At 66.6% G+C, this 25,062-nt stretch carries 15 protein-coding genes; 1 reads left to right on the top strand and 14 read right to left on the bottom strand.

The annotated features are described in order from the left end of the window. Positions 1-332: 332 nt before the first annotated feature. The 11 genes from ON45_RS23125 to ON45_RS12660 form a co-directional block, all read right to left on the bottom strand. Positions 333-791 carry a hypothetical protein gene (locus ON45_RS23125; protein WP_040494359.1) on the bottom strand — a complete coding sequence of 153 codons (459 nt, stop codon included), beginning with the start codon at positions 789-791 and terminating at the stop codon, positions 333-335. A gap of 115 nt (positions 792-906) precedes the next feature. Then, positions 907-1,932, bottom strand: a complete 1,026-nt coding sequence (locus tag ON45_RS12710; protein ID WP_148288665.1) for a hypothetical protein — start codon at positions 1,930-1,932, stop codon at positions 907-909. Further along, positions 1,929-5,621, bottom strand: coding sequence for an ATP-binding protein (locus ON45_RS21510; RefSeq protein ID WP_051062996.1), 3,693 nt, complete (start codon positions 5,619-5,621; stop codon positions 1,929-1,931). Before ON45_RS21510 ends, ON45_RS12710 begins: the two co-directional genes overlap by 4 nt. Continuing rightward, positions 5,618-8,107 carry an enolase C-terminal domain-like protein gene (locus ON45_RS22720; RefSeq protein WP_158412384.1) on the bottom strand — a complete coding sequence of 830 codons (2,490 nt, stop codon included), beginning with the start codon at positions 8,105-8,107 and terminating at the stop codon, positions 5,618-5,620. Before ON45_RS22720 ends, ON45_RS21510 begins: the two co-directional genes overlap by 4 nt. Positions 8,108-8,670: 563 nt before the next feature. Then, positions 8,671-9,282 carry a hypothetical protein gene (locus ON45_RS12690; protein ID WP_040494355.1) on the bottom strand — a complete coding sequence of 204 codons (612 nt, stop codon included), beginning with the start codon at positions 9,280-9,282 and terminating at the stop codon, positions 8,671-8,673. Positions 9,283-9,680: 398 nt separating this feature from the next. After that, positions 9,681-12,320: an enolase C-terminal domain-like protein gene (locus ON45_RS21505; protein ID WP_083914897.1), complete on the bottom strand. Its 2,640-nt coding sequence runs from the start codon at positions 12,318-12,320 to the stop codon at positions 9,681-9,683. After that, positions 12,320-13,648, bottom strand: coding sequence for a type III PLP-dependent enzyme domain-containing protein (locus ON45_RS12680; protein ID WP_051062994.1), 1,329 nt, complete (start codon positions 13,646-13,648; stop codon positions 12,320-12,322). The genes ON45_RS21505 and ON45_RS12680 overlap by 1 nt, the downstream gene beginning before the upstream one ends. A 7-nt stretch (positions 13,649-13,655) precedes the next feature. After that, positions 13,656-15,260, bottom strand: coding sequence for a hypothetical protein (locus ON45_RS12675; RefSeq protein WP_040494354.1), 1,605 nt, complete (start codon positions 15,258-15,260; stop codon positions 13,656-13,658). Between the two features lie 64 nt (positions 15,261-15,324). Beyond that, positions 15,325-17,490 carry a glycosyltransferase gene (locus ON45_RS21500; RefSeq protein WP_051062993.1) on the bottom strand — a complete coding sequence of 722 codons (2,166 nt, stop codon included), beginning with the start codon at positions 17,488-17,490 and terminating at the stop codon, positions 15,325-15,327. 96 nt (positions 17,491-17,586) lie between these two features. Further along, positions 17,587-17,916 (bottom strand): hypothetical protein, encoded by a 330-nt coding sequence (locus ON45_RS22715; RefSeq protein WP_148288663.1) that lies wholly within the window; start codon positions 17,914-17,916, stop codon positions 17,587-17,589. Positions 17,917-18,088: 172 nt separating this feature from the next. Continuing rightward, positions 18,089-19,720, bottom strand: coding sequence for an asparagine synthase-related protein (locus ON45_RS12660; RefSeq protein WP_158412382.1), 1,632 nt, complete (start codon positions 19,718-19,720; stop codon positions 18,089-18,091). A gap of 217 nt (positions 19,721-19,937) precedes the next feature. On the opposite strand from ON45_RS12660, the gene ON45_RS12655 reads away from it, so the two are divergent. Then, positions 19,938-21,113: a sugar-transfer associated ATP-grasp domain-containing protein gene (locus tag ON45_RS12655; protein WP_040494351.1), complete on the top strand. Its 1,176-nt coding sequence runs from the start codon at positions 19,938-19,940 to the stop codon at positions 21,111-21,113. Between the two features lie 16 nt (positions 21,114-21,129). On the opposite strand, the gene ON45_RS12650 is transcribed toward ON45_RS12655, so the two are convergent. The 3 genes from ON45_RS12650 to ON45_RS12640 all read right to left on the bottom strand — a co-directional run bounded on the left by ON45_RS12650 (position 21,130) and on the right by ON45_RS12640 (position 24,867). Then, a complete protein-coding gene (locus tag ON45_RS12650; RefSeq protein ID WP_148288661.1) occupies positions 21,130-23,211 on the bottom strand; it encodes an ATP-binding protein in 2,082 nt (693 codons plus the stop codon). A gap of 71 nt (positions 23,212-23,282) precedes the next feature. After that, positions 23,283-24,200: an NAD-dependent epimerase/dehydratase family protein gene (locus ON45_RS12645; RefSeq protein ID WP_051062992.1), complete on the bottom strand. Its 918-nt coding sequence runs from the start codon at positions 24,198-24,200 to the stop codon at positions 23,283-23,285. Position 24,201: 1 nt separating this feature from the next. Then, entirely contained in the window at positions 24,202-24,867 is a 666-nt protein-coding gene (locus tag ON45_RS12640; protein WP_040494364.1) for a phosphoadenylyl-sulfate reductase, read from the bottom strand. Positions 24,868-25,062 lie beyond the last annotated feature (195 nt).

Raw genomic sequence — 25,062 nt, 5'->3', positions numbered from 1 at the left:
CCAACCGCTCGGTGGCAGCCTCGAGGAACCTCCACGAAACCTCCATGGCATCCCCGGTCAGAGCTCCACGGGGTTGGCCCTCCCCAATGCCCTCAAACTCGTTCCCGTCCCCATCGCAGGCGCGCACCCACACCAGGAAGTTCCGACTCCCACGAACAACGCCTCGAGATGTGCCGAACGCCTTCGTGAACGGCATCTGGTACCAGACGATCTTCGTTGCGACGACGGTCAGGACCGTGCGGTCGCGCGAACCGATGCCCAGCACGCCGTCGATCAATGAGAGACGTGTCTTCACCGGTACGTGGCCCTCGCGAACACCGACGGGGCCGATGTCAGCGGTACTCCTTGACGTACACCCGCAGGTTGCCGGGAACGGTGTTGTCACTCTTCTCTGCGACCACCTGGATATAGCAGTTGTCGCGTCCCATGTTCCACGTCCGTCCGGCCACACCACCGCTCCGCATCGTCGGGTTCCACTCGTTGCTGGCCTCGTAGACATTGGTGAAGTCACCGTCCCAGCAAGTCAGATACCACGAGATCGCGACCGGCGCGGATCGGCCGCTCGGCGCATTCCAGCGCACTTCGTAGCGGATTTTCTGTGCGTTCGAGCGCGTCGACCCGTCGATGGCGACGAACGACGGTGTGGCTCCAGGCGTCAGCGAGTACCCGTAGGCGCGGTTGGACCACGAGGCAGCGGCCACGTCGGACGACATCGAGAGGCCACCGACCGTCGCGACGGCGATCGCGGCGGCAGTCCATCGTCGCAGTCGCGTGGTGAATCGAAATCCCATGGTCGTCCTTCTCGGGTGGCCCGACGGACTTCTCGTCGTGGCGACCGTCACAGAATGACCGATCGCGACCGTGCTCACAAAATCTGCGCTGCGGCGTCGAATCGATCGTCGAGCGTCAGGTCGCTCGCCTGGTACTCACGGCGGTACAGCGATGATGGCGACCGAGGACTCCGGCCGTCGCCGCGGCTGCGAGCACCGCGAGATGTCCGGGTTCGGCCGACGCCGCCAAGCGGACGCTGCCATGGACCGGGTCGACCGCCGCGATCGACACATCCACCGCAAACGATTCGGATGCCGCGGTCTCCAGACACTCCGCGAAACCGACGGCGTCGGACATCCCGACGAACTCGGCATCGAATGGCTGATCGACGAGGTGATCCGCAGCTCGGGATCCCAGGACCTCGTCGATGATGTGACGCGCGATGCCGGATGCATCAGCGAGCCGACTGACCACCGGGGCGGGGTCGGCCGAGAGGGCCAGGACCTCGCCGGTCGGGCGCACGAGCACCTCGATACGACCCAGGTTCATGGCGGGCAACGCTGCGAGCGCTTCGGCTGCCAGGGTTGCGACGGTCGCATCGACCAGCGCGGACGAGCCGGTGGTGCCCACGACGCGATCACCGTGCACGACGCACCCGAAGCGGTTCCCGTCCAGATGCTCCCGGATGAACAGCGGCGAAGTCGGACGCTCGGTCATCGCCGCTTCCAAGCGATCCTGTTCGAGGACCGTGACCGATCGGCGACCCGACCCGTAGCCGAGGCGATCGTCCACCAGTTCGACCCCTCGATCGGTCGCACGAAAGAAGCGCAGCGCGACCGGAAGCGCCGACGCCTGGAGCGCTCGCCCGTGTGGCGTCGCAACCCCTCGATCACGCCACATCGACGTCGTCAAGGCAAGTGATCGCGACACGGAGTTTCCGGCGAGGGAGACCGCAGGCGGAACCGTCCCCTGAAAGGCGACGGGCGCGCCGCTCAGCGTTGTGGTGACAACGACGTCGCGCGCAATTCGATGCACCTCGAGGCCACGCCCGGCCAGGTCGCCATGGGCCAGAATCGAGTCGAGCGTGCGACCCGACGGGCCACGGTCGCCCGGCCACACGGAACGCGCGTGCTGCACGAGCGGGTCGGTCGTCACACTCATTGCGAGCCCCCGATCGGTCGCGTCGAAACTCTCGATGGCGCCGCTCCCGACGGGCCGACGACGGCGAGCGACGAAATGGCCGCCACCCGGGACGGCAGCCCGCGTACCGAGCCTTCGAAGTGGCCGGGTCGCGATTGGTTCCTCGTCAGCTCGACCTCGAGCTCGCGACAGCGATTGGCGAGCCACTGCTCGTAGCGCTCAGCCTGAAAGTCTCCGCGAACCGTCAACATGTACGTCATCACCGCGTCACTCCGCTCCCGCGCGACAACTTGACGATCGGCGAGGCAACGATCGAGGTAGTCGCCGGCGATCGGGCGGACCGGGCCGAACGCAGGGAACTCGGACGATGCGACTGCCGGCCGGCTGTTGACCTCGATGACCGCCGCGCTCTGCGATTCGAGGTCGGTGCGATGGTCCTCGATGATCATGTCCAGCCCGGAGAACACGAGCCCCGGGACTGCTGCCACAGCGCGCACCGCGACCTCGCGAATCGTCGGATGGAGTTCGTCGAGCACCTCCACCGTCTCGCCATCCTGTTGATGAAGCGTCAACCATGCGCGCTGACCTTCGTCGAGGACCGAGTCGCGGCGGAGGCCCTGGGTCTCGAGCGCCTCAGCAGCCGCGTCGTCGAGGCGGATGAGTCGATTCAACAGGTATGGATTCGAGCGCCGGAACGCGTTTCTGATTCCAGCAAGCTCAGCGATGTCATGCCGACCGTCGCCGTACAGCACCGAACCCTGTCGGTGAATGGCGGAGATGACCTGGTCTCCGAGGACGAACACGCGATATGAGCCGCCGCTCACATGCTTCTCGACGATCAGACCCGCTTCGCTGCCGCGACTCGTCGCCGCTGCTTCGAACGCCTTGGACACAGCGGCCGGAAGACGAAGATCAGTCGTCACGCCCTTTCCGCCCCAACCCGCCGCCGGCTTGACGACGACAGGAAAGCCGATCGCCGCTGCATACGATTCAGCGAGCGCCCCCTCGCCGACGTCGAACGTCCTGCCTTCCGGGGTCGGCACGCCGGCTCGGGCGAGGAGGAACCGGGTCGATTCCTTGTGACCACTGATCGCCGCCGCGGAGCGCGCCATGAGCGTCGACTCCGTCAGGTGGAAGCTCGCCTCTCGATCGAACCGGTCGACGACGGAGACGAACGTCGGTGAGAGGCGTCGGGTCTCGAGACCCCTCGCGAGTGCCTCGCGCTCCAGAACGTAACTGTCGAGTGGGTCCGCGGGAAAACGACGGAGGAGGTCGGCTTCGACCGAGAAATCGTTGGGCATCCGACCACCCATCGCGGGTGGTGGAGCCGGAGGGAACCGGGCCTCTCGGAGGATGGACGGGAACAGGATCCACCTGTCGACCTCCGTCCCCAGCCCCGGCTCACCCGAAACCACGAGTGTCCGGTTGTCGGGATCGAACCTCGGAGGCGGAACGGCAATGCTCGTTCGATCCTCGTCGGTGGCACCGATGATCATGTGATCGAGGCGCGGGACCGACATTCCCAGATGGTTCAGCATCGATGTGGCAACGTCACTCGCCCCCACCGCTCCGACCACGTTGATCGCGGTGCCGTACTGACCTGCGACGGACGCCGCAAGCTCCATCGACGCGAGCAGCCCCCCGGTCATGTGTGGAGCGATGCTGATCGCCTGATGCCTCCGACGTCGTCGGCCTCGCTTCCGATGGACGTCCGCGGCGCGCCCGACGAGCGCCACAACGCGCAGATCCCCGTGAGCGCCGACAGCTCGATCGGCGCGGCGTTGCAGGCGCGCCGTTGCCGATGCGCTCAGATCCGTGCCGAACTGCAACACCGCTCGGTTCGGGATCGAGCGGGTGCTCATCATGGCGGCCACCCGATCGATCAACGTCCTCGCATCGTCGCTGGACAGTCCACGGTGCTCGTCGATCCAGAGGAGGAGGTCACGACCGGCGGCACACACCTCCTCTCCCACGCGGCGGATCAGCACGAGATCCGACTCGAGGTCGCCGGAGGCATCGACGCGAATCGCGTCGAGCCTGGGAGCCAAACCGCGAATCTGTTGCTCGAGTTCATCCGGTGGCGCATCGATGTCGCCCGAGCCGACCGAGACCGCAGGAGTCACGCCGTCGCGCCGCTTGCCCAACAGTTCACACAGCGGGCGGCCCAGAGCTCGTGCGACCGCGTCCAGAACTGCGGCTTCGATCGCGAGCGTTGCCCCGCAAAACGGCTGCGCGCCCAGGTCGAGCGATACGTCCGTGTGTGCGACCGATCCGAGGTCCCGGAGCACGCTGCGCACAGAAGCGAGCGCGGCATCGTCGGCGGAGGCGTCGATGCTGCGGTCGACGAGCGCCTTCGTCGCCGCTTGCAGATAGTTCCAGGTCGGCTCGGGGGAGTCGCCGGTCGATGCGCCGCGCGGATGACCCTCGCCCACGCCGACGAACTCGCTTCCCTCACGATCACGGAGTCGGATCCAGACAATCACGTTCGTGCTGTCGGGAGCGCGTTTCGACGCGCTCGCGCTCCCGGATCCGGGCACCGCATATTCGACGACGTGTGACGCGACGACCGTCAGGTCGCCCACCGACTCACTTCCCCTCGAAGCCCCGCGCTCAGGCTGCCGATCCGGCTCGATCCCGAGGTCGGTGATCGGTATCGGACGCGGACCCGTGGCACGTCGCGCTCGAACCGACGCACATCGATACCGGTCGCCGTGAACGCCCTCGATCGCCGATGCGGACAGAGTCGCGACCGACACGACATCCGACGTCGTCCTCAGGCGGACGATCGCATCGATCGAGTCGACCTCGGAAACGGTCACGTCGGCACCGCCGAGAGCGATGTGACCCTCCTGCAACGCATTGGCGAGGCCGACCGGATCTGACATTCCCGCGAACTCGATGTCGAATGGCCCCTCATCAGAGACCGACGATCCAGCGCCGATCTCCCCATCGATGAGCTGATCGACGATCTGGGGTGCGGCCGAGAGTCCGTACAGAACGGGCCGCGGGTCGGCTGCGAGTACCGCCCAGGATCCATTTGTTCGCTGTACGAGATCGATCCGCGCGATCTGAATCGGGGGAAGCGCCGCGAGCGCCGCGATCGCGAGGTCGCACGCCTCCTCTCGCGCGTCCGGCGGCAGGTCCTCCGGTCCCGCGAAGTCGACGACGCGACCGGCCAGGACGACACCACGACACCGCACCCCGTCGAGATACTCCCGGACATAGATCGGCCGAACGGGGAACGAACTCAACTCTGCGGACAACTCCGCCTCGTCGAGAACCGTGCGAGTCGAGCGCTCCCGGAGCTCAGGAAGCTCGTCCGCCACCAGTTCGACACCGCGCTCGGTGGAGCGGAAGAAGCGACCTGCGATCTGCGGAGAATCCTTCGAAAGCAGCCGTCCTGCCGGCGTGTCGATCCCGTGGTCGCGCCATGTTGCCGTCGACACCGACAACGTACGTCCCACCCGGGAACCCGACAAGGACGTCGAATGGGGAACCGCGCCCTGGAACGCCACCGAGGTCTCGTCGGAACCCTCGGCGACGACGACGCCACGGGACATCCACATCAAGGATCGGCTGCGTCGCAGCAGCGCGGAGGCGACGAGTACCGAGTCGACGATCCGGCCGTTCGGCCGGCGAGCCGTCGGCCACATCGCCAGCGCGAGCGCCAGGCGGTCGTCTTGGTCTGCAACTGTTCGTTCCTCGGTCATCGCTGGGCCCCGATCGGCTGGGTCGACACCCGCGTCGGCGACGAACCATTCGGCCCGACGATGGCCTCGGAGGCGACGATGGCAAGGTCGACAGCAGCCCCCGCGATCCTGGAGCGGACGAGCCGCCCGCTGCACTCCTCCAGGCTCACGGTGACGCCGAGCTCGTCGGCCCGCCTGCTCAACCATCGCCCATAGGCATCACCGTTGAGGTAGCCGTGAACCTCGAGCGACGCCGTGATCGAGTCCTCCGACCGTGGTCGGGCAACGAGCCCACCATGCGCGATCGCAGCCTCGACGATCCGTCCCACGGTCGGATGACGAGGGCCGTGGACCGGATACTCCGCCGATGTCAGTGCCGGCGAGGCGTTGAGTTCCAGGACCGCTGCACTCTGATCGTCGATGGCAACACGGGGGTCCTCCAGGATCACGTCCAACCCGGAGTACCCGAGCCCGGGGATCGCGGCGACTGCGCGAACTGCGGCCTGGTGGATCGAGGGGTGCAACTGATCGAGAACTTCTTCGGTATCGCCGCCCTGAGGGTTGGGGGCAAGCTGCACCACCTCGCCCGCGCGGGGAACAGATTCGATGTCGAGACCCTGACGTTCGAGGGCCCGGCGCGCGGCACGGTTGAGCTTGACCAATCGATTCAGGAGATGCGGATTGGTTCGTCGTACGTCGTTCCGGAGCGCTGCGAGTTCGCCCACCGTGAGCTGACCGTCACCGGTGAGTTCCGCTCCTCGCCAACGGATCGCGGAGATGACCTCGTCGTCGAGAACGAAGATGCGATAGGAGTCTCCGCGGACATGGGACTCGACGATCAGACCTTGAGCGGTGGCTGGGCCGGGTCTGATCGTCGCGAACGCTTCTTCGACTTCGGCCCTGTTCCGGAGATCGGTCATGACGCCGATGCCAGCGGTTCCGGCCACCGGTTTGACCACCACCGGGAAACCGATCGTCGCTGCGTACTCAGCGGCTTCCGGAGCGCTGCCGAGCGGGAAGACCCGACCTCGTGGCGTGGGAACGCCGGCGCGCGACAGGAGCCTCCGTGAGGCCTCCTTGTCGATCGTCATCGCCGCGGCCGCTCGCGAGGTCAGCGGAGACCTCGACCAGCAGAAGGCAGCGGACCGGTCCGCAGGGTCGTTGAACGTGACGTCCTTGATCGAGTAGCGACGACTCCCGAGCCCACGGAGCAGCGCCTCCCTCTCCAGGACGTGACTGTCCATGGCGATCGGATCGAATCCACGGAGCTTGTCCGCTGCATCGGAGTAGTCGTTCGGAAGCTCGCCACGGAGCGTGAACGCTGGCCCCCTCGGCGACCAGACCTCGTGTGCGATGTACGGGAGGATCGCCGCACGATCGACCACCGCGCCGAGGCCCGTTCCACGAGGGGAACGCAGCTGTCGCGTCCCCGGCTCATACCCTGCGCGCGGGGATGCGATGCGACGTTCGACCTGTGCCGGTAGTACCGCACTCAGGTAGTCGAGTCGCTCGAGTGCCATCCCCAGATGGACCAGAGTCCACGACGTGATGTCGCTCGTGCCCAGCATTCCTCCGATGTAGACCTCGACATCACTCTTGCCGGCCGCCGTCTTCGCGAGTTCGAGCGACGCCAGCAACCCACCGGCCTTGGGCGCCTTGATGTTGATCGCACGACAGCCATCGGCCCCGACGACTCGGTCGAAGTCCGCCGCGCTCGCGATGCTCTCGTCGGGCATGATTCGAAGATCACCGTGCTCCGCGACCGCTCGATCCGCCCGTCGTTGGAGATCGGGCAATCGATCCGACGAAGCACCGACGGGCTGTTCGATGATCACCTTTCGTGGCAACGCTCCATCGCACATCGATTTCGCCACCTCGTCGACGAAGTGGTCGGCCTCGCCATCGGACAAACCACAGTTCTGATCGATCCACAGAATGTTGTCGCGACTCATCTCGCCCAACTGGTCGCCGACCGCTCGTAGCAGACGAAGATCGCGCTCGACGTCTCCGAAGCCCTTGATGCGCACCGCACCGAAACGCTCCGCACGGTTGCGAACCTTCCGACGGAACTCATCATCGAGGTTCGCACCCGAGACCGTGCTCAACGTGTCCGAGGAGACGAACACCTCGGATCGGTGAGTTCCCAACAACTCGTGGAGCGCGAGGCCCAGAGCCTGCGACACCGCATCGAGAAGGGCGACTTCGATCCCCAGCAACGTGCCGCGATAGGGCTGAGCGCCCAGGCCGGGCTCGGCGTGATCATCGGCCAGCGTCCGCAGCATGCTCATCGTGTCCCGCACCGATTCGACCGCCGCAGTGGGATCAGCGGTGTCCAGAACCACGTCGACCAACGAGTCGGCGGCTGTGCCCAGGAAGTCCCAGGACGCGGCCATCGAGTCGCCCGTCAGAGCTCCACGCGGTTGGCCCTCACCGACACCGACGAACTCGATCCCCGCGGCGTCATGCAGATGCACCCACACCAGGAAGTTCTGACTTCGACGCGTCATGCCCCGCGCCGTTCCGAAAGCCCACTTCAACGGCATTCGATACCACGCGACATGCGTACGAACGATCGTGAGCTGTGTGCGTCGCGCCCGGGCAGCACGCTCGGAACGTTCGTTGCGGAACACCGTCCAGCGCCGACGCACGCCGATCATCGAACGCGCCACTTTCGAACGCACCCGGCGAGCGAACCTCGACGCCCGAGCCGGCAACGGTGTCCTCATCGAACGTGCCACCTTCGAACGCACCCGGCGCGCATGGTGCATCGTCTGGGCGGGAACGCGCGATCGAATCAGACGCGTCGCTTTCGAGCGCACCCTCCGCGCATACGCCAGCGCCCGACTCCACGTGTGCGACTTCATCGCTCGAACTCCTCTCGCTCATCGGACACGACATGATCTCGAGAACCCGAGACGCCAACGGCACCACTCGGTGACATCGCTGTCATGACCGACGGTCCGAGTACGAGCGAATTCTGAGACTGTAACGTCGGGCCACGCCCACGCAGGGTACGCGCCGACACCGCGAATCTCGTCGTCATCTCCACGACCGAACTCACGCGACGGGATCAGCCGTTCGCGATCGTTCGCACCGAGGCAGCTCGCTGGCCGTCGCCCCGCGCCCCGTGGGTCGCTGCAGCGGCGAGGATCGCGACGGAGAGCGAATCGCCGCTCACCGCGAAACGAACGAACCCCATGATCGGATCCGACTCCAGGACCGTGACACCGAGTCCGAACCGATCCTTGCCCTCGGTCACCAGCGAGTCGACGAGTCCACCGACGTCCGCGACTCCCGCCAACTCGACCTCGAAACTGGAACAGCGCTGCTCACCCGCGTGCGCACCGTCCGCGCCCACCGTTGCGTCGACGATGGAGCGGACCAGGTCACCACACTGCGGGACGTCGTGAATCACCGGGGTCGGATCCACAGCGAGCGCCATCGCCTCACCATCGGACCGGAGCAGCACCTCGACCAATCCCAGCCCGATCGCGGGAAGCGCGCCAAGTGCAGACACTGCGAACTGCTCGACGTCCTCAGACACCACCGATACCGCCCGACCACCGAACACGAGGCAATGGACATGCTTGCCGTCGTGGTGTTCCCGGAGATAGATGCTCCTCGCCGGAAACGACCCCCATACCCGGTCCAGCGCGTCGGCATCGACCGCCTCGATCTGCACGCGTGGCCGCAGTTGACCGAGCCGGTCATCGATGACGTCGATCCGGCCGTCCGTGAGACGCAGAAACCGGTCGGCGGCTCGTCGTGCCGAACGCCTGACAACGCGACCCCGTGGCGTCGCAACTCCATGATCACGCCACGTCTGGGACGTCAACCCCAACGATCGTGAAACCGTGTCACCTGCCACCGATGTCGTCGGCGGCGTCGCACCCTGAAACGCCAACGGCTCCGAGTCCGCTGGACACGCGACCACGACATCGCGCGAGACACGCACCACCGACCCGCCACGAGCACCCAATTCTGCGTGCACGAGAATCGAATCGACAGTCCGGCCGACCGGGCCGACCGCACCAGGCCATACCGATCGAACCCGCCCGACGGCCGCATCGTCCAACGCGCTCACGACACACCACCCGCCGAGCGTGCAAGCGGCTGCGTGGACACCCGCGTCGGCGTCGCCCCCGACGGTCCGACGATCGCAAGCGACGACAGAACCGCCACCCGACTGCACAGCCCCTCGACCGTCGCACGGAGACGCCCATCTCGCACGCGGAGATTCCGAACACCCAACCCGAGTTCGGAAGCGCGTTCACTGAACCACCGCTCGTAGCGCTGCCCGACGAAGAAGCCGCGCACCGTCACCGACATCGCGATGTCGCCGTCGCTGCGCGGAGCCGCGTCGAGTCCGCCACGCGCGACGGTCTCCTCGACGATCCGTCCCACGATCGCGTGCCGCGGTCCATGAACCGGATACTCGGCCGACGTCAGCGCCGGATGGCCGTTGACCTCGACCACCGCCGAACTCTGGGAATCAATCGGGCGACGATGGTCCTCGATGATCATGTCGATGCCGGAGAACGCCAAACCCGGAACCGCTTCGACCGCGCGCACCGCTGTGTCACGAATCGAGGGATGCAACTCGTGGACGACCTCCTCGGTCTCACCGCCCTGCGGATGGATCGTCAGCGGAACGGATCGTCCCGCAGCCGGAACCGAGTCAAGACCCAAACCCTGGCGATCGAGCACCCCACGAGCAACTGCATCGAACTTGATCAGCCGATTCATCAGATGCGGATTCGAACGCCGGAACTCGTTGCGAACTCCCGCAAGCTCGACAACCGACGACCGACCATCGCCGATCAACTCCGAGCCCCGCCAACGGATCGCCGACACCACTTCCCCACCGATCACAAAGAGACGAAACGACCCACCGGAGACATGACGCTCCACGATCAGCCCGTCCGCGGCCGCCTTCGATCCGGTCGCCGCAGAGAACGCACCACGAACCTCGGCCCCACTCCTCAGATTCGTGACCACACCCACCCCACCGGTCCCCGCCACCGGCTTCACCACCACCGGAAAACCGATCGCCGACGCGAACCCTGCCGCTGAAGTCGCGTCACCCACCGCGAACACCCGACCAACCGGCGTGGGTACCCCCGCCAGCGACAGGAACGTCCTGGTCGACTCCTTGTCCCCCGTGATCGCCACCGCCGACCGAGACGTGATCGACGACTTCGACCAACTGAAGGTCGTCTCCAACCCCGACCGATCGTTCACCGCCACATCGATCGGCGAGCGACGATGCGACCCCAGGCCGCGCATCAACCCCTCCCGCTCGAGCACATGACTATCGAGTTCCACTCGACCGAAGCGCCGCAGCACATCGGCCTCGGCCGAGAAGTCATTCGCGGGAACACCACGCAACACCAGCGACGGAGGCGACGGAAACGACCGCTCACGAGTCACATACGGAAACAACGCAACCCGATCCACGATCGTCCCCAACCCGGCCCCCACCGGTCGCGCAAGCTGCTTCGACCTCTCCTCGTAACGCGCCAACGGTGTCGCGATCCGCGCCTCGACCTGGGCGGGAGGGACCGCCGTCATGTAGTCCACCCTCGCCATCGCCATCCCCAAATGGACCAGAGTCCACGTGGTGACATCACTCGTGCCCAACATTCCGCCGATGTAGACCTCCACATCGTCGGACGCAGACGCCGCCTCGGCAAGATCGAGCGCCGCCAGCAACCCACCGGCCTTCGGAATCTTGATGTTGATCGCACGACAGCCATGGTCTTCGACGACCGGACCGAAGTCGGCGATATCCCAGATGCGCTCGTCCGCCATGATCCGAAGATCCCCGCCACCGTCCAGCGCGTTGTCGGCTCGACGCTGGAGAACGGGAAGCAGCTCCGACGTCGAACTGACCGGTTGCTCGACGACCACCCGTCGCGGCAGAACTCCCGCGCGGATGAGGTCGACGAGTCGATCGGTGAACTCGACTGCTTCGTCATCGGCCAGTTCACCGTTCTCGTCGATCCACAGCAGGTTGTCCGGTCCGGCCTCCCGCACCAGCTGACCGATCGTGCGCATCAACTCCACGTCCCGCTCGACATCACCGAATCCCTTGAGGCGCGCCGCTCCGAATTTCTGCGCTCTGCTGCGGAGCTTCTGGAGCAGTTCGTCGTCGAGGTTGACCGCCGAGGTCGTGCTCAGAGTGTCAGCGGTGATGATCACCGTCGGACGTCGAGTGCCGAGGAGCTCGTGCAGGGGGATCCCGAGCGCGCGCGCAACCGCATCAAGGAGTGCAACCTCGAGGCCGAGCAGGGTCCCCCGGAAGGGTCGGGTACCGAGTTCGGCCGACGCATGAGCTTCTGCGAGTTCGTGCAGCCGATGCATCGTCCGGCGGACCGAGGCCACCGCCTCGGTTCGACCGGAGATGTCGAGTACGTCGTCGACCACAGTCTCCGCGGCAGCCACGAGAAAGCTCCACGACTGGTCGAGAGAATCACCGGTCAATGTCCAGCGCGGTTGGCCCTCACCGACACCCTCGTATTCGTTGCCGGCCTCGTCACGGATCACGAACCAGACCAGGAAGTTCTGACTCCGGCTGGTCAGTCCACGCGCTGTGCCGAACGCCTTCCTCAGTGGCATCCGGTACGCGAGGACGCGCGCCTCGGCGATCGTGACCTGCGAACTCGGGCTTCGCGCCGCGCGGGCGGCCCGCGACGCTCTCCACCGAGTCCACCCTTGCATCAGTGGTCTTCTCCGGGCCCTGAGGCTCCACGTCCACCGTCGACCGACCAGAACGCAGCGACATCACCGGGGGACTCGGCTCGCCGGATCACGCTCAGGTCCGAGCCGGAGCTGGTCGCAGCGTGGCCGAGAACGAGCGGGAGACCCCGACTGCAGTGCCGTGACCACATGCTCATCGTGTAGGCGCCGATGTCCCGGATGAGCACCAGCGATCCCGCTCGGACATCGACGAGTGGGACATCGCGCCCGATGATGTCGCCGGCGAAACACAGTGGACCACCCACCGTCCACGGGATCGGATCACCAGTCGGCACCTCGCCGGACGCATCGAGCGACGCCAACCGGTGGCTCCAGTCCTCCGGGCGATACACCGCGCGAAGCAAGAGGTCGGCACCGAGGTGGACCACCGCAAGACGCGCGTCGCCGATCCGCTTGACGTACTCGACCCGCGACACCGCCCACCCACAGTGGGCCTGCAGGACACGGCCGAACTCGGTGACGAGACGCACCGTGCCGTCGAACCACGACGGCACGAGCCGACGCAACGCGTTGGCGTACTCATCGGGAGCGATGACGTCGTCGGTCGACGTGTAGACGGACGGGAGGCCCCCACCCAGGTCGACGACGTCGATCCGGTCGGTTCCGAGGCCACCGTTGAGCTGCACGCGTAGCGCCTCGATCGCAACAGCCGAATCGAGAAGTTGGTCGAGGCTGCATCCTTGTGAGCCCACGTGGACATGCAGTGCGGTGATCCACGGCATCTCCTCGAGCAGGGCCGGAAGCTCGGCCCGCGCTCGATCGAGAGGAATCCCGAACTTCGAATCGGTGCCGGCAACGCTCGTCGTCGCGATCCGTCCGACCCCGACCATCGGATTGACTCGAACCCCGATGACCGACCGGTGGTCAGCGCGACGAAGGTCGGCCAAACGCCGAAGTTCGGCGACGTTGTCGGCGTTGATCATCACGCCCAGGTCGAGCGCGCGACAGATCTCAGCCGCTGTCTTGGCAGGCGAATCGAACACGATCCGAGACGGGTCGCATCCTGCGGCGAGAGCGATCTCGACCTCCTCGATCGACGCCGCCTCGAGCCCGGCGCCACGCCCGACGACGTGCTTGAGAACCTCGACGAGCGGGTTCGCCTTGATCGCGACAGCATGCAGGGTCGACACGGGGAACGCCGAACGCAGCGCGTCGAAGCGCTGGGACAACAGATCCATGTCGTGGAAGACCACCGACTGCACGTCCTCATCCAGATGCCGCTGCTCGATCGCCGCACGAACGACGGCGGCGCACTCAGCGGTCTCCGGACCGCGACTCCAGTTCACCATGATCTGCTCAGTCGGTCGAACTCGGCTGCGCGAGCTCGGCATATCGCTGTGCGCAGAGCTGCAGTGCCCGGCCCGTCGTGGTGATCTCGTCGGCGAGGCGGTCGAGGCGATCGGCAAGCGAAGCCCCGAGGCGGACGTCGGTCGCGAGATCGACGATCTTCGGTGCGCCGATCGCGATGCGCAGCACGGCGGGACCACGTCGGTCGACGCCCACCGAGACGGGCTGTCCCAGATGAATGCGACGCCCGAGCAATGCGCGCTCGCTGTCGGCCAGCTCGATCGCGGCATCGCTGCGGTCTTCGAACATCCAACGATGAACGTCGACCAACTCCTCGCGGCCGAGGCGGGCGGAACCGTCGGTGCTCAACGCAAAGGGGAACACCGTCATCTTCGATTCGAGCAGACGCTGGACACCGTCCTCGAGCAACGGCGGGGCGACCTCGTCGAGCGCCAAGCTCGAAAAGTCGGCCATGATCGATGGCACCATCGACTCGAACGCACGCAGCACCCGCAGCCGGCTCTGCTGATCGACGTCGTAGTACGCGTCGATCTCTGCTCGTGCCGCCTCCCAGCGCAGGAGCAGACCGAGGTTTTCCTCGTCCGGGAGCGACGAGGCGAGGCCCGACCATGCCTCCGGCAGCATCGCCGACGAGAAATACCGCCCGAAACCGGGCGGAAACGCCGAGAGACCGCGCTTCGACGGAGACATCGCCCCCGGCACGAGAACCGCGCCGGAGAAGGGCGGACCACCGAAGAACTTCGAACCTGTGAGGATCACCATGTGGCCGCGTGCCAACGAGATGTTCAGCCCGCGTCTGCTCACCCGGCCCTGGGCCGCATCGACGACGACACCGATCCGGTCTCCGTACCGTTCCTCCAACTCGGTGGCGGTGGCGAGCGTCGGTGCGTGGACGCCGGTCTTGCTGTGCGCGACGACGTGAAGCAACACACGACTTCCGGCACCGATCGCAGCGGCGACGATGTCCACGACTTCGGCGTCGATGTCGGAGTCCGAACGGATCGCCCCATCGGCGTGACGCAAGAGCACCTCGCGGACCGTCGTTCGCTCGGCCAGCGACTCGTCGACGTCACCGCCGACCAATGCAGATGCGCCGTTCGGAGTGATCTCGTCGAACGCCTGTCCTGCTGCGGCATTGGTGGTGCCACTTCCGACTTCGGCGGGTCCCATCACGACGTTGACGATCGATGCGTCGTCACCCGCAGCGAACAGGGCGAGGGGAATCAGCTCGGCATCGGTACCCGACGGCGTGATCATCACGTCGACATCGGACTCCGTGCCGGACGTGAGAACCGTTCCCACATGATGGCGCAGGCGTGAGAACTCCCGGCGGACCACGGCGCGCCGTTCGTCGGTGGGAAGGCCGGCCAACCGACGATGCAACACCTCAGCAGCACGGAATCCTCGTTCCCCGACCGTCGAACCCGTGCAGGAACCGAACGCGATGAGATCCGCGTCCGGAACGAACGAACAGCCGTATCGGTTCTGTCCGGTGCGCGCGTCGAGGATCTGTCGCCCGTCACCGCCCTCGGTCAGCAGGGCACCGGTGTCGAGATCGAGGGTGATGTCGTGAGCGTCGATAGGCGCCGACACTAGTCCCGTACACGGTGTTCCGCGCAGGTACGGCGTGCGGACCGTTCCACATCGATCGGAGTACTCAGGAGTCGAACGGATCGCCGATCGCGACCAGGGCGCCGTCGTCGTCGGCCACCGCGCAGAGCAGTGCCGACGGTGCGAACTCGCGACGGAAGTCAGAGGTGCGCCGACGCACGTAGGCGGCCCAACCCGGTCCGTGCAACCGCTTCCATTCGTCATGCTCGAGCATGGTCTCGGTGGTGAACCCGTAGCGGCTGGCGATCGGCTCGGTCGAGGCCGGTACGAGCATCACCGCCTCGAAGGCACCCGAGACCAACTGTCGCCGCGCGACCGACTCGATCAGTTTCGATGCTCGTCCCGGATCGGTGATGACCACCAGGTTGAGTGGCAGCGTCGCCGGTGTGGAGTGAGTTCTCACCCCACCGTCCGGCCACGTCACGGTTGCTCCCCCACCGCTGGGCCGGGCACGATCGAGCGCTCGCGCGGCGGCAGCGGATGCGCGTTCCTGACCCTGACGCACCGATCGCACCCACGAGAACTGGCGTCGCTTGACGGCCGACTCGGCGCGGCTGACGACGCGACGAAACCCCGCTCCCAGCGAAGTTGTCTCAGGGATGGCCCGTGTCGGACGGACGCCGACCTGCTCATCGAAGCTGACGAGTTTCGTCTCGACACCGAGCCACGCCGGGTGATCGTCGTCGGCGATCGTCGACGGTTCGAGATCGTTCACGGACAATGGGACCCGTACGATCGACCGATCGGCGGGGTCGAGTGCAGCGACGAACACGTTCGCGGACGCAGCGTCGTCGGTGAGCAGGATCACTCGGCGCGGGCGGTGCACCTCCACGCTCGTCGTCAGACGACGACGCAGGTAGGCGCGTCGCTGGTCGATGGGGAGTCCGTCGAGCGCTCGCGGCAGAAGCTCGACGGCGCCACCGACCGACGCGATGTCGATCCCGCCTGCCGGGAGCACGGACAACACCCGGTCTGCACCGAGCGCCGCCGAGACGACGTCTTCCTCCGCCGTCGAGACGCGCGCTCCCCGGGCTCGGGGGAAACGAGCATCGAACACGAGCTCGCTCTCGCCGACCCGCTGCCGAGGCGAAGATCGGGCAGCGACCGTCCGAGGGGCCCCACCGTTCGAGGGTTCGCCGATCAGCGCTTCGACCCGGCGGCGGTGGGTGTCGTAACTGAAGTCACGCGCGGCGATTCGTGCACCGAGCTCGGACTGGGCCCAGTACTTCTGCGGGTCGCCGTAGAGGTCGTCGACGATGGTACGCACATCGCTCGGGGTGCCGTACCGGCATCCGTCGCCGAAGATGCGGCGCATGTAGGGCGGCACGATGCACACCGCTCCTGACGCCATCGCCTCCAACGCCACACGTCCGAACGCCTCGACGAGTCCCGGGTGGTGGAAGTACACGAAGAAGTCGACGCCCGCGAGGAAGTCCCGAGGGGGGACGGAGTCGAACGCCTCGCTCGTCCAGTTGCGTGGCGTGTATCCGAGCACATCGATCGGCGCTTCGGCTCCCCCGAGGACACGTACGCGGTATCGAGGATCGTCGGGGTACGCCGCGAGCGTCTCCGCGACCGTCGACGGCCACTTGCTCCAGTGCCCGCGACTGTGGCGGCCGAGCACGGGCCGGTCCGAGCAGAACGCCTCACGTTCGACCTGCCACGCGTCGACATCGATGATGTTGACCCAGTCGGTTTGGCTCAACGAGATGACATCGCCCGACGACTCGAGCGCGTCGCGCACGCGGGGGCCGATCGGTGCCCACACTGCCTCCTGGGCGAACATCGCATTCACCCGGGCGGACACCTCCGCGACGTCGTAGTAGGGCCGCGGAGCGCGGTCGTCAGTCGGGACCTGATTGACGGCCAGCACGACCTTGTCGGCACGGATCCGAGGAACCGGTTGGGCGGACGTCGACACCGTGTCGGAGAAGATCGTCGGATGCCGGGCGAGGAGCAGCGCCGACTCGACCTCCACGTCGCCCATGATCAACTCGACCGCTCCGCTCTCGATCGCCTCGACGATCTTGGAACTGAACCGACGGGGCCGCCCGAGGATCGGTGAGGGGACATGGACGAGGCCGGTCCGGTACCCCGCGCGTGCCTGCGCTGTGATCTCCTCGACCACGCTCGATGAGTTCCCGCCGGGAAATCGGCAGTCCGTCATCATCACGACGTCGAAGCGACTCTCGCCCGCTCCATCACCCGTCACGAGAGATCTCCGACTTCCTCCGCTCGAGGCGGCCGTTCCGGTGCGCTGACATGGCTCGGACCATACGTCCGTCGCCCACGGTACGTGACACCACCCTCATCGCGAGCTCCGAGGTGTCGGCCGGAACACGGACAGGTCGATCGCCCCCGGTCCGTCGAACACGTACTCGGCGGCATGCAACCGCCGCGCGGCTTCGGCCGCACCGTCGTCGAGCGCGATGACACCGCACACGAGCTTGGGAACCGCACCGCTCACCGCCAGAGCATCGGCGGCGACGAGCAGCGTCGGAATCCCGAGTTCCTCCAAGCGCACGAGCGTGGCTCGGATCGGTCCGTCGATCGACTCGGTCCCGGAGAAGGCATCGGAGACCACGACCACGTCGAGCTTGCGAACGATGCGATCGCTCGCCCCGATCACGTCGACCATCTCACCAGCGTGGACCCACCCGGAAGGTGTGCCGATCCGTCCGATCTGCGGTGAGCGGCGAGCATCGACTCGTGCGCGGACGAGATGCAACCGGGCGATGACGCCCGAGACCCGAACGATCCACGCCCTCGGGATCCGCGAGCGCAACACCTGTCGGGGCCGTCGGAACAACTCAGCCGACACGGCCGGCACCGAACGTCGAGACGACACCATCGGCGTCGGGCTGGAGCACCTCACCGTACGCGTCGAGCCACAAGGCGAGCACCGCGAGACTGCGCAGTACGTGCTGACCCGACGTCGTGTTCAGTTCCTGCTGCCAGCGACCGACGTCCGCAGCCCGCAGATCCGGGGCGATCAACTCGGCGACTGGTCCACGACCGAGCCGCTGACGAAACCATGTGGCGGCGCTCAGCGAGGAGATCCTGCGCGGATGCGACCTGCGTCGACCGGTGCGCTGCGTCGCGGTGGGCAGGCGCGCCAGCCGCGGGTCGAGCCGTTGCATCAACTCCACGTATGCGCGACCGCCTCGACGCATGGAATCCGGGAGGTCGAGGCTCGCGCGGACCACGTCGTTCTCGAGGAAAGGCGTGCCGACCCGCGTGTGCTGCGCGAGCAGACCATGGGGTCCCATCGCAATTCCCGGTTGGGTCCGGGTCAGGTAGGCCACGACTGCTTCAGCACCCGGTTGAATCCGTCCATCCAGAGCGTTCACCACCGTGCCCCACGAGTCGCGCGAACGCTCCAGCACGGCTTCCGCGACGCGCGGAACGAGCAGCGACTCGACGCCGTCCGCGTAACGCGCCGTGAGCGACCATCCGAGTGAACCCGCATCCCGATCGCCCGAGTCGAACGCCGAATCGAGGAAGATGCCGCCACCGAGGCCGTCCAACACCCACGTTGCTCCCCCGGACGAGAGCGACTCGGCCAAGGGGACGAGCCAGACGTGGAACGCGGTCTGGAAGTCGACCGCAGCTGCGTACGCCGCAACGTCATGGCCAACGCGTTCCGGGTCACCGCGCACGATCCGATGCGGTGTGCCGAGCATCGACGCGACCTGGCCCGCGACCAGTTCGTCAAGAGCGGTGCCGATGTCGGACGACGTTGTCCAGGCCGTCGAAGCGCGTGTACCAACGGCACCCGCGAGCGTCGTCAGGACGCGCGAATCCCATCCGCCGCTCAGCAGCGTGTCGGTCGGACCAGCCTCGACGAATCGTCGGACTGCGATGTCGAGGCATTCCAGGACGTCGTCGATGCTCGTGCGACCCGGGTCGGCCGTGAACCACGGCCAATCGTCGGGCGGAATCTCCGCGACGGGCTGGCCCGGTGCGACCGAGACCATCGGCGGCACACGTCGGAGCCCTTCGAATGGCGTCCGCCCCAACAACGGCGCGCCGAAGACGAAGATGTCCGCCCATGCCGTGAGGTCCGGCATCCCCGCTCCTGACGCGCTCCGCGCCAGGACGTCGAGCGAGGTCGACCACGCGACCGCTCCGTGGTCGACGTCGACGTAGAGCGGACGCGAACCGGACACCCCCGCATGCACCAGGCCGCGCTCACCGGCCTCGACGCGAGCGCCGATGGCGTCATGGCCGATCGATGCGTCGGCCCAGGTCTCGCCCTCGCTCGTTCCAGGAAAGGCCCCCGCGGTCCAACAGCGCCTGGTCGGGGAGCGGATCGAGTCGGATGTCCCGCTGGCGTTCAGTTCGCCCGAAATCCCGTCGATGACGAGATCGAACGACGGCGCGGCTGCCACCGAGTCGGTGATCGACAGCAGCGAACGCATCCGGTCGGGGCGGGTACCCACGCGTCCCACCACGCCACAAGCGAGATTTCTCCACTGGTGACCTGGCGACTGATCCGACGGCATGCACGCTCAGGCTAGAGAGGAAAGCAACAGCGTGGTCGGACGGATAGCATCGCTGCGTCTCGTGGATCATCTCATGGCGACGCCAGTTCTGGCCCGCCGATCAGCGTCTGCTGCCGGTCCAGAGCGTTCTGTCCCCGAAATCGAGGTCCCCAAAATGTCACGACGAGGTTTCACGGCCCGAGCGAAGCAAGCCGTCACAACCGCACGGCCGATCGACCTTCCCGGCAAGGCGACTCGCGAGTTCGGCCGTCAATGGCAGCGGGCGAAGCGGGTGGTGCGAGTACGACGGCGCGTCTACAAGCGCCTGATGGAGAAAGAACTCGAATGGGACGCCCCGTGGAGCATGCGCCGACCCAAGTGGTGGCGCAAGGGCTTCCTGTCACGTTCGTCGATCCTCTACCGCCTCGACGAGAACGGTCCGGAGCTCTACATCTCCGATGTCCAGCGGTACCGCAGCACGAAGCGAATGGTGCACGCGCGCCTCCAGGACGTCATCAACAACAAGCTCACCACCCACCTCCTGCTGAAAGCGATCGACGTTCCGTCCTCGGAGTTGCTCGGGGTCTACGCACGGGGCGCGGTCCACAGCTTCCCGGGCGAGGAACGCACCCGGGTGAACGACTACCTGCTCGGCCTCGAGGAAGACCGGCGCATCTTCGTGAAGCCGTTCACGGGCGCCGAAGGTAAACGCGTACATTCGATTCGTCGAATGGGCGACAAGTTCAAGGTGGACGGTGAGATGCTCGACGCCGACGGCGCTGCCGAGATGATCCGTCAGCAACGTCGTCCGATGGTCGTCGAAGCAGGCGTCGAACAGCATCCCGCACAACGGGCCTTGTTCGCCGAGACGACGAACACGATTCGCATCCTCACGATGCTGGACATCGAGACACGCCAGCCGTTCATCGTGCTCGGCGTGCAACGGATCGGCACGGAACGCTCCGGCCACGTCGACAACTGGTCGCAGGGCGGACTCAGCGCCAGCATCGACCTCGACAGCGGTGTGCTCAGCCGGGCGACCTGGCTCCCGCGCGACAACGACAATGAACTCCGCTGGTTCGACGACCACCCGGAGACGGGCAGTCCGATCGCTGGTCAGGTCGTACCGTTCTGGGAGGAGACCAAGGAGGTCATCCTCCGTGCCGCGCGCACGCTGTCGTTCCTCGAGTACGTCGGCTGGGACGTGATCCTCGGCGAGTCCGGTCCCATCGTGCTCGAAGCCAACATCAACAGCGGGATGAACGTGCTGCAGGTGCACAAGCCGTTGCTCGCCGACCCTCGGGCGCGTGCCTACTTCGAGCGGCGCGGCGTGGTCAAACGATCATCTTGAGACGACGTCGAAGTCCTCAGAAGCCATAGTCGTCGAGCACGGCGCCAGCCATGTCGTACGACGGGCCGCGCCAGGAAAAGGTGCTCATGGGATCCGCGGCATAGTTGACCTCGGTCACGACGGCCGAGCCCGCGAAGACCGCCCCGTCACTGGGGCGTGGAGCCACGAGCAGATCCACACCGCCGTAGCGCAACCCCGGGATCGCAGCGACGGCGCGCACTGCCACGTCCATCAACGCCGGATCGACCTGGTCGGTCACGTCGAAGCTCTCACCGCCGGCCGACACGTTGGACACCGAGCGGAGTGAGACCCGCGCACCGTCTTCCGGAACATCGTCGAGCGAGCCACCGGTGGCGACCAACGCCTCCAGATACTCGAGGGCGCTCGGAATCGGGGACAGACCCAGATACGGGTCGCGTCGACGGATCTCGTTCTTGTAGTCGATCAACTCGCGAATCGTCGCTCGGCCGTCGCCCACCACGTTGGCAGGTCGGCGGGACGTGGCCGAGATCGCCCTCGACCCGACGACGAAGACGCGCACGTCGAGCCCGTCCACGTGCTCTTCGACGAGCAGCCGCTGCGATCGACCGAGAGCACGTGCTGCCTCCACCGCGCCCTGCCACGCCCGCGTGAACTGTTCGGGGGTCCCGATCCCGAGGGTGATGCCTCGACCGTGCGACAGCGAGGTGGGCTTCACGACGACACGCCCGCCGAGCGTTTCGGCGAATCGCTGCCCGAGCTCGAGCTGGTCCGGTTCGAATGCCTGCGAGCGGGCGACCGGGAGGCCGGCGCGCCGGAGAACCTCGATCGCCTGCTCCTTGCGATCGCAGATGCGCCGACCGACGATGGCCGTGTTCGGCCCGTTCATCTCGTCGAACAGAATCCGTCGGCCGGCGTGTTCCGTGGCGACCACCCGGTGATCGATCCGACCGACCGGCATCGCACGCCGACGCAGGCCCCATTCGAGCAACGCAGACTTGAGATTCGCGCCCTCCCCCGCGAGGTCCGCCACCTCCCGACTCTGAACGATTCGTTCAGCCTCGGCGAGAACGTAGCCGCGGTCGGCGTTGGACCGCCGGCGAAGTGCTGTCTGCAGGCGCCGGATGCCGGTTGCCGAGCGGACGGACGCGCCCGATCCAGCCGCGTGGCGCAGGGCGCGGCCGAGAACGGCGTCGGCGACGACGCTGTGTTCGTCCGGTGGTTCGGGAGCGGGCAGTGGCGACACGCTGAAGTCGATGTCGTGGATCGCGACTCGCTGCGCTCGAGGTTCGAGGCTCAGGTCATCGACGGACACGTACACGATTCCCTGACCGAGACCCGGCACGACGTCGACGGCCCGGCGCGCGAGGAACTCGAGGCCACCGTGCAATCGGCCCGCGATATCGGTCCAGGTCAGCCCGGCTGCGCCTTCGGTGACTCCTCGGAGCACGAGCGTCTCACCGTCGGACGGAATCGAGTCCAGCTCGAGCGCGGCTCGGCGCATCCCCGCCAACCGGCTTCTCCGGAGCGGGATGGGTGGTAGGCCGATCCGCTTGCGCCGACGGTTCGCTCGACGAATGAGATCGCGCACGGTGGCGGCTCCGTCACCGACGACCGTCGCCGGAATCCCATGAGCGGCGGCGGCGACGCTGCCGTCCACCACCGTCACGGCGACCATCTGCGGGAACGGTGACGACTCGACGATCGCCACCGGGTTCACCGGACGAGGCGGCGTCGGAACGTACTTCGCCTCCACGACTCGCCACGCCCGGTCGATGTCGTCGTCGAGCACCACTCGACGCGCAGGCGACGACGACAGCCGGGGACGCAGGACACACGTCGGGCCGAGATCGGTCGCGAATGAGCGGGCACGCTCCACCTCGTCGACCCGAAACGCCGAGTAGTGCGGAACCGGGAGTCCGGCGTCCGCAAGGAGCGATCGCAGTTGATCGGATCGGTTGCAGACGTGGAGCGTCGCCACGCTGTCGGCCGGTCCGGAGAGTCCGTCGAACGCGAGGACGGATCGATCCGTGACGACCTCGATGGTGATCGGGCCGAGCCGGCGCACCTCCAGGCCCCGCCGCTCCGCCGACGCTGCCAGCACCGCGGATCCTCTCATCTCACGGACGTCGTGCGGGTTTCGAGGCGAGGTCGGGCGGGGCAGTTCCGTGGTCACGGCCGACGCCTCCGTCAGAGATGGAGTGCGTCGAGGAGGCGGTCGATACTGGTCTTCACCGGATCCGCTCCTGCACCGACAAGCTCACGCATGGCTGCGGAACGTCGGGCGGTGAGGCTCGGCATCGCCATGTCCTGATCGACGAACAGGGTCTCCATCCCCGGGCATGCTTCGCGCAACAGCTCCGCGACCTCCACCACCGAGACGACATCGTCGACGAAGTTGAACAACTCCGATTCCCGCTCCTCACCGAGGAGCGACACGAGAGCGGTGGCGAGACGGTCGACCTCGATGACCGACCGCGTCTGTTCCCCGGAACCCTCGATCCGGATCCGACGGTTGATCTTCGCGTCGAGTGCCAGCTTGTTGATCATCCCGTCGAACCGTGCGGCGCGATTGAAGCCGAACACGTTGCCGGCTCGGACGATGTGCACGGTTCTCGACTTCGTGCGCAGCCGCGTGAAGTGACCTTCGCCGCGGAGCTTCGTGACTCCGTAGAACGTGTTCGGGCGCGGCGTGGCGTCGGTGGAATGGACGCTTCCACCGCCTCCGTAGACTGCGACCGACGACAGATAGATCAGTCGGGTCACGCTGTCGGACGTCTCGACTGCCTGGGCGACCTGTCCGGAACCCCAGTTGTTCACCTGGTCGAAGAAGTGTGCATCCGAGTCGGCGCGCGGAGCGTGCACGGCAGCGGCCATGTGAATGACGGCGTCGACGCCCTCGAGCGCTCGCGACAGGCGTCGACCGTCGAGAATGTCGCCGAGAACGAACTCCGCTCGACCATCGGCGATACCTGCGCTGAAAATCGAGTACTCCCGGCGCGCGAGGTTGTCGTAGAGCACGACTTCGTCGACCCACGGCCGGCTCAGGAGTTCGGGAACGACGCTCGCGCCGACGTATCCGGCGGCGCCGGTGACCAAGACCTTCATGTCAGCGCACGAGATCGACGTGCAGGCCGCACTCGGTCTTCTCCATCCCGAACCAACGGCCACCGCGATCGCTCCCGGGGATGTTGCGTGTGCACGGCGCACACCCGATGGACACGTATCCTCGGTCGTCGAGCGGGTGACGGGGGAGATCGTGTCGCTCCTGGTAGTCCGCGATCATCGGTTCGGTCCAGTCGAGCATCGGGTGATAGCGGGTCGTTCCGTCGCTCCGGACGACGAACTCATCCAGCTGCCGACGGGTTTCGCTCTGGTCCCGTCGGACACCACTGATCCAGATGTCACTCGCCGCAGCCACCGTCTCCATCGGCGCGGTCTTGTTCAGGTAGCAGCAGTAATCGGGATCCTCGGCGAACAACAGGTGCCCGTGCGGCCCCACCTGGGCCGCCTTGGTCGTTGCGGAATGGAGCGACACGACGTCCAGGCCGAGCTGTTCCGTGACCTGGTCTCGGAACTCGAGCGTTTCGGGGAAGTGATACCCGGTGTCGAGGAAATAGACGGTGACTCCGCGCGATCGGGACACGAGGTGGAGCAACGGCAGGCTCTGCGTCTGGAACGACGACGACAGCACCACACGCTTGCCGTCGGCGACGAAACGATCGATCTGTTCGACGATGTGGTCGGCGCGTTGCTCGAGGTCCGGTGCGGTCATCGACTCGGGCACCGGAGACACAGAGGGGTCCACAGCTTGCTCATCGTGGCGGATCGTACCTGCCGTTGGGCGGATCGCACCGGACAGGCGGTGGCCGTCGCGCGTCACTGGTAGTAGAAGATCTCATCGCGGCGGTCGCCGTCGAGATCCACACCTGTGACGCTCGTCCACCCCCGACGGAACCCATAGTCACGA

The sequence above is a fragment of the Ilumatobacter nonamiensis YM16-303 genome (genome assembly GCF_000350145.1).
Taxonomy (GTDB): Bacteria; Actinomycetota; Acidimicrobiia; order Acidimicrobiales; family Ilumatobacteraceae; genus Ilumatobacter_A; species Ilumatobacter_A nonamiensis.
Note: the sequence above shows the minus strand (reverse complement) of the source record. Positions and strands in the feature narration are given on the sequence as shown.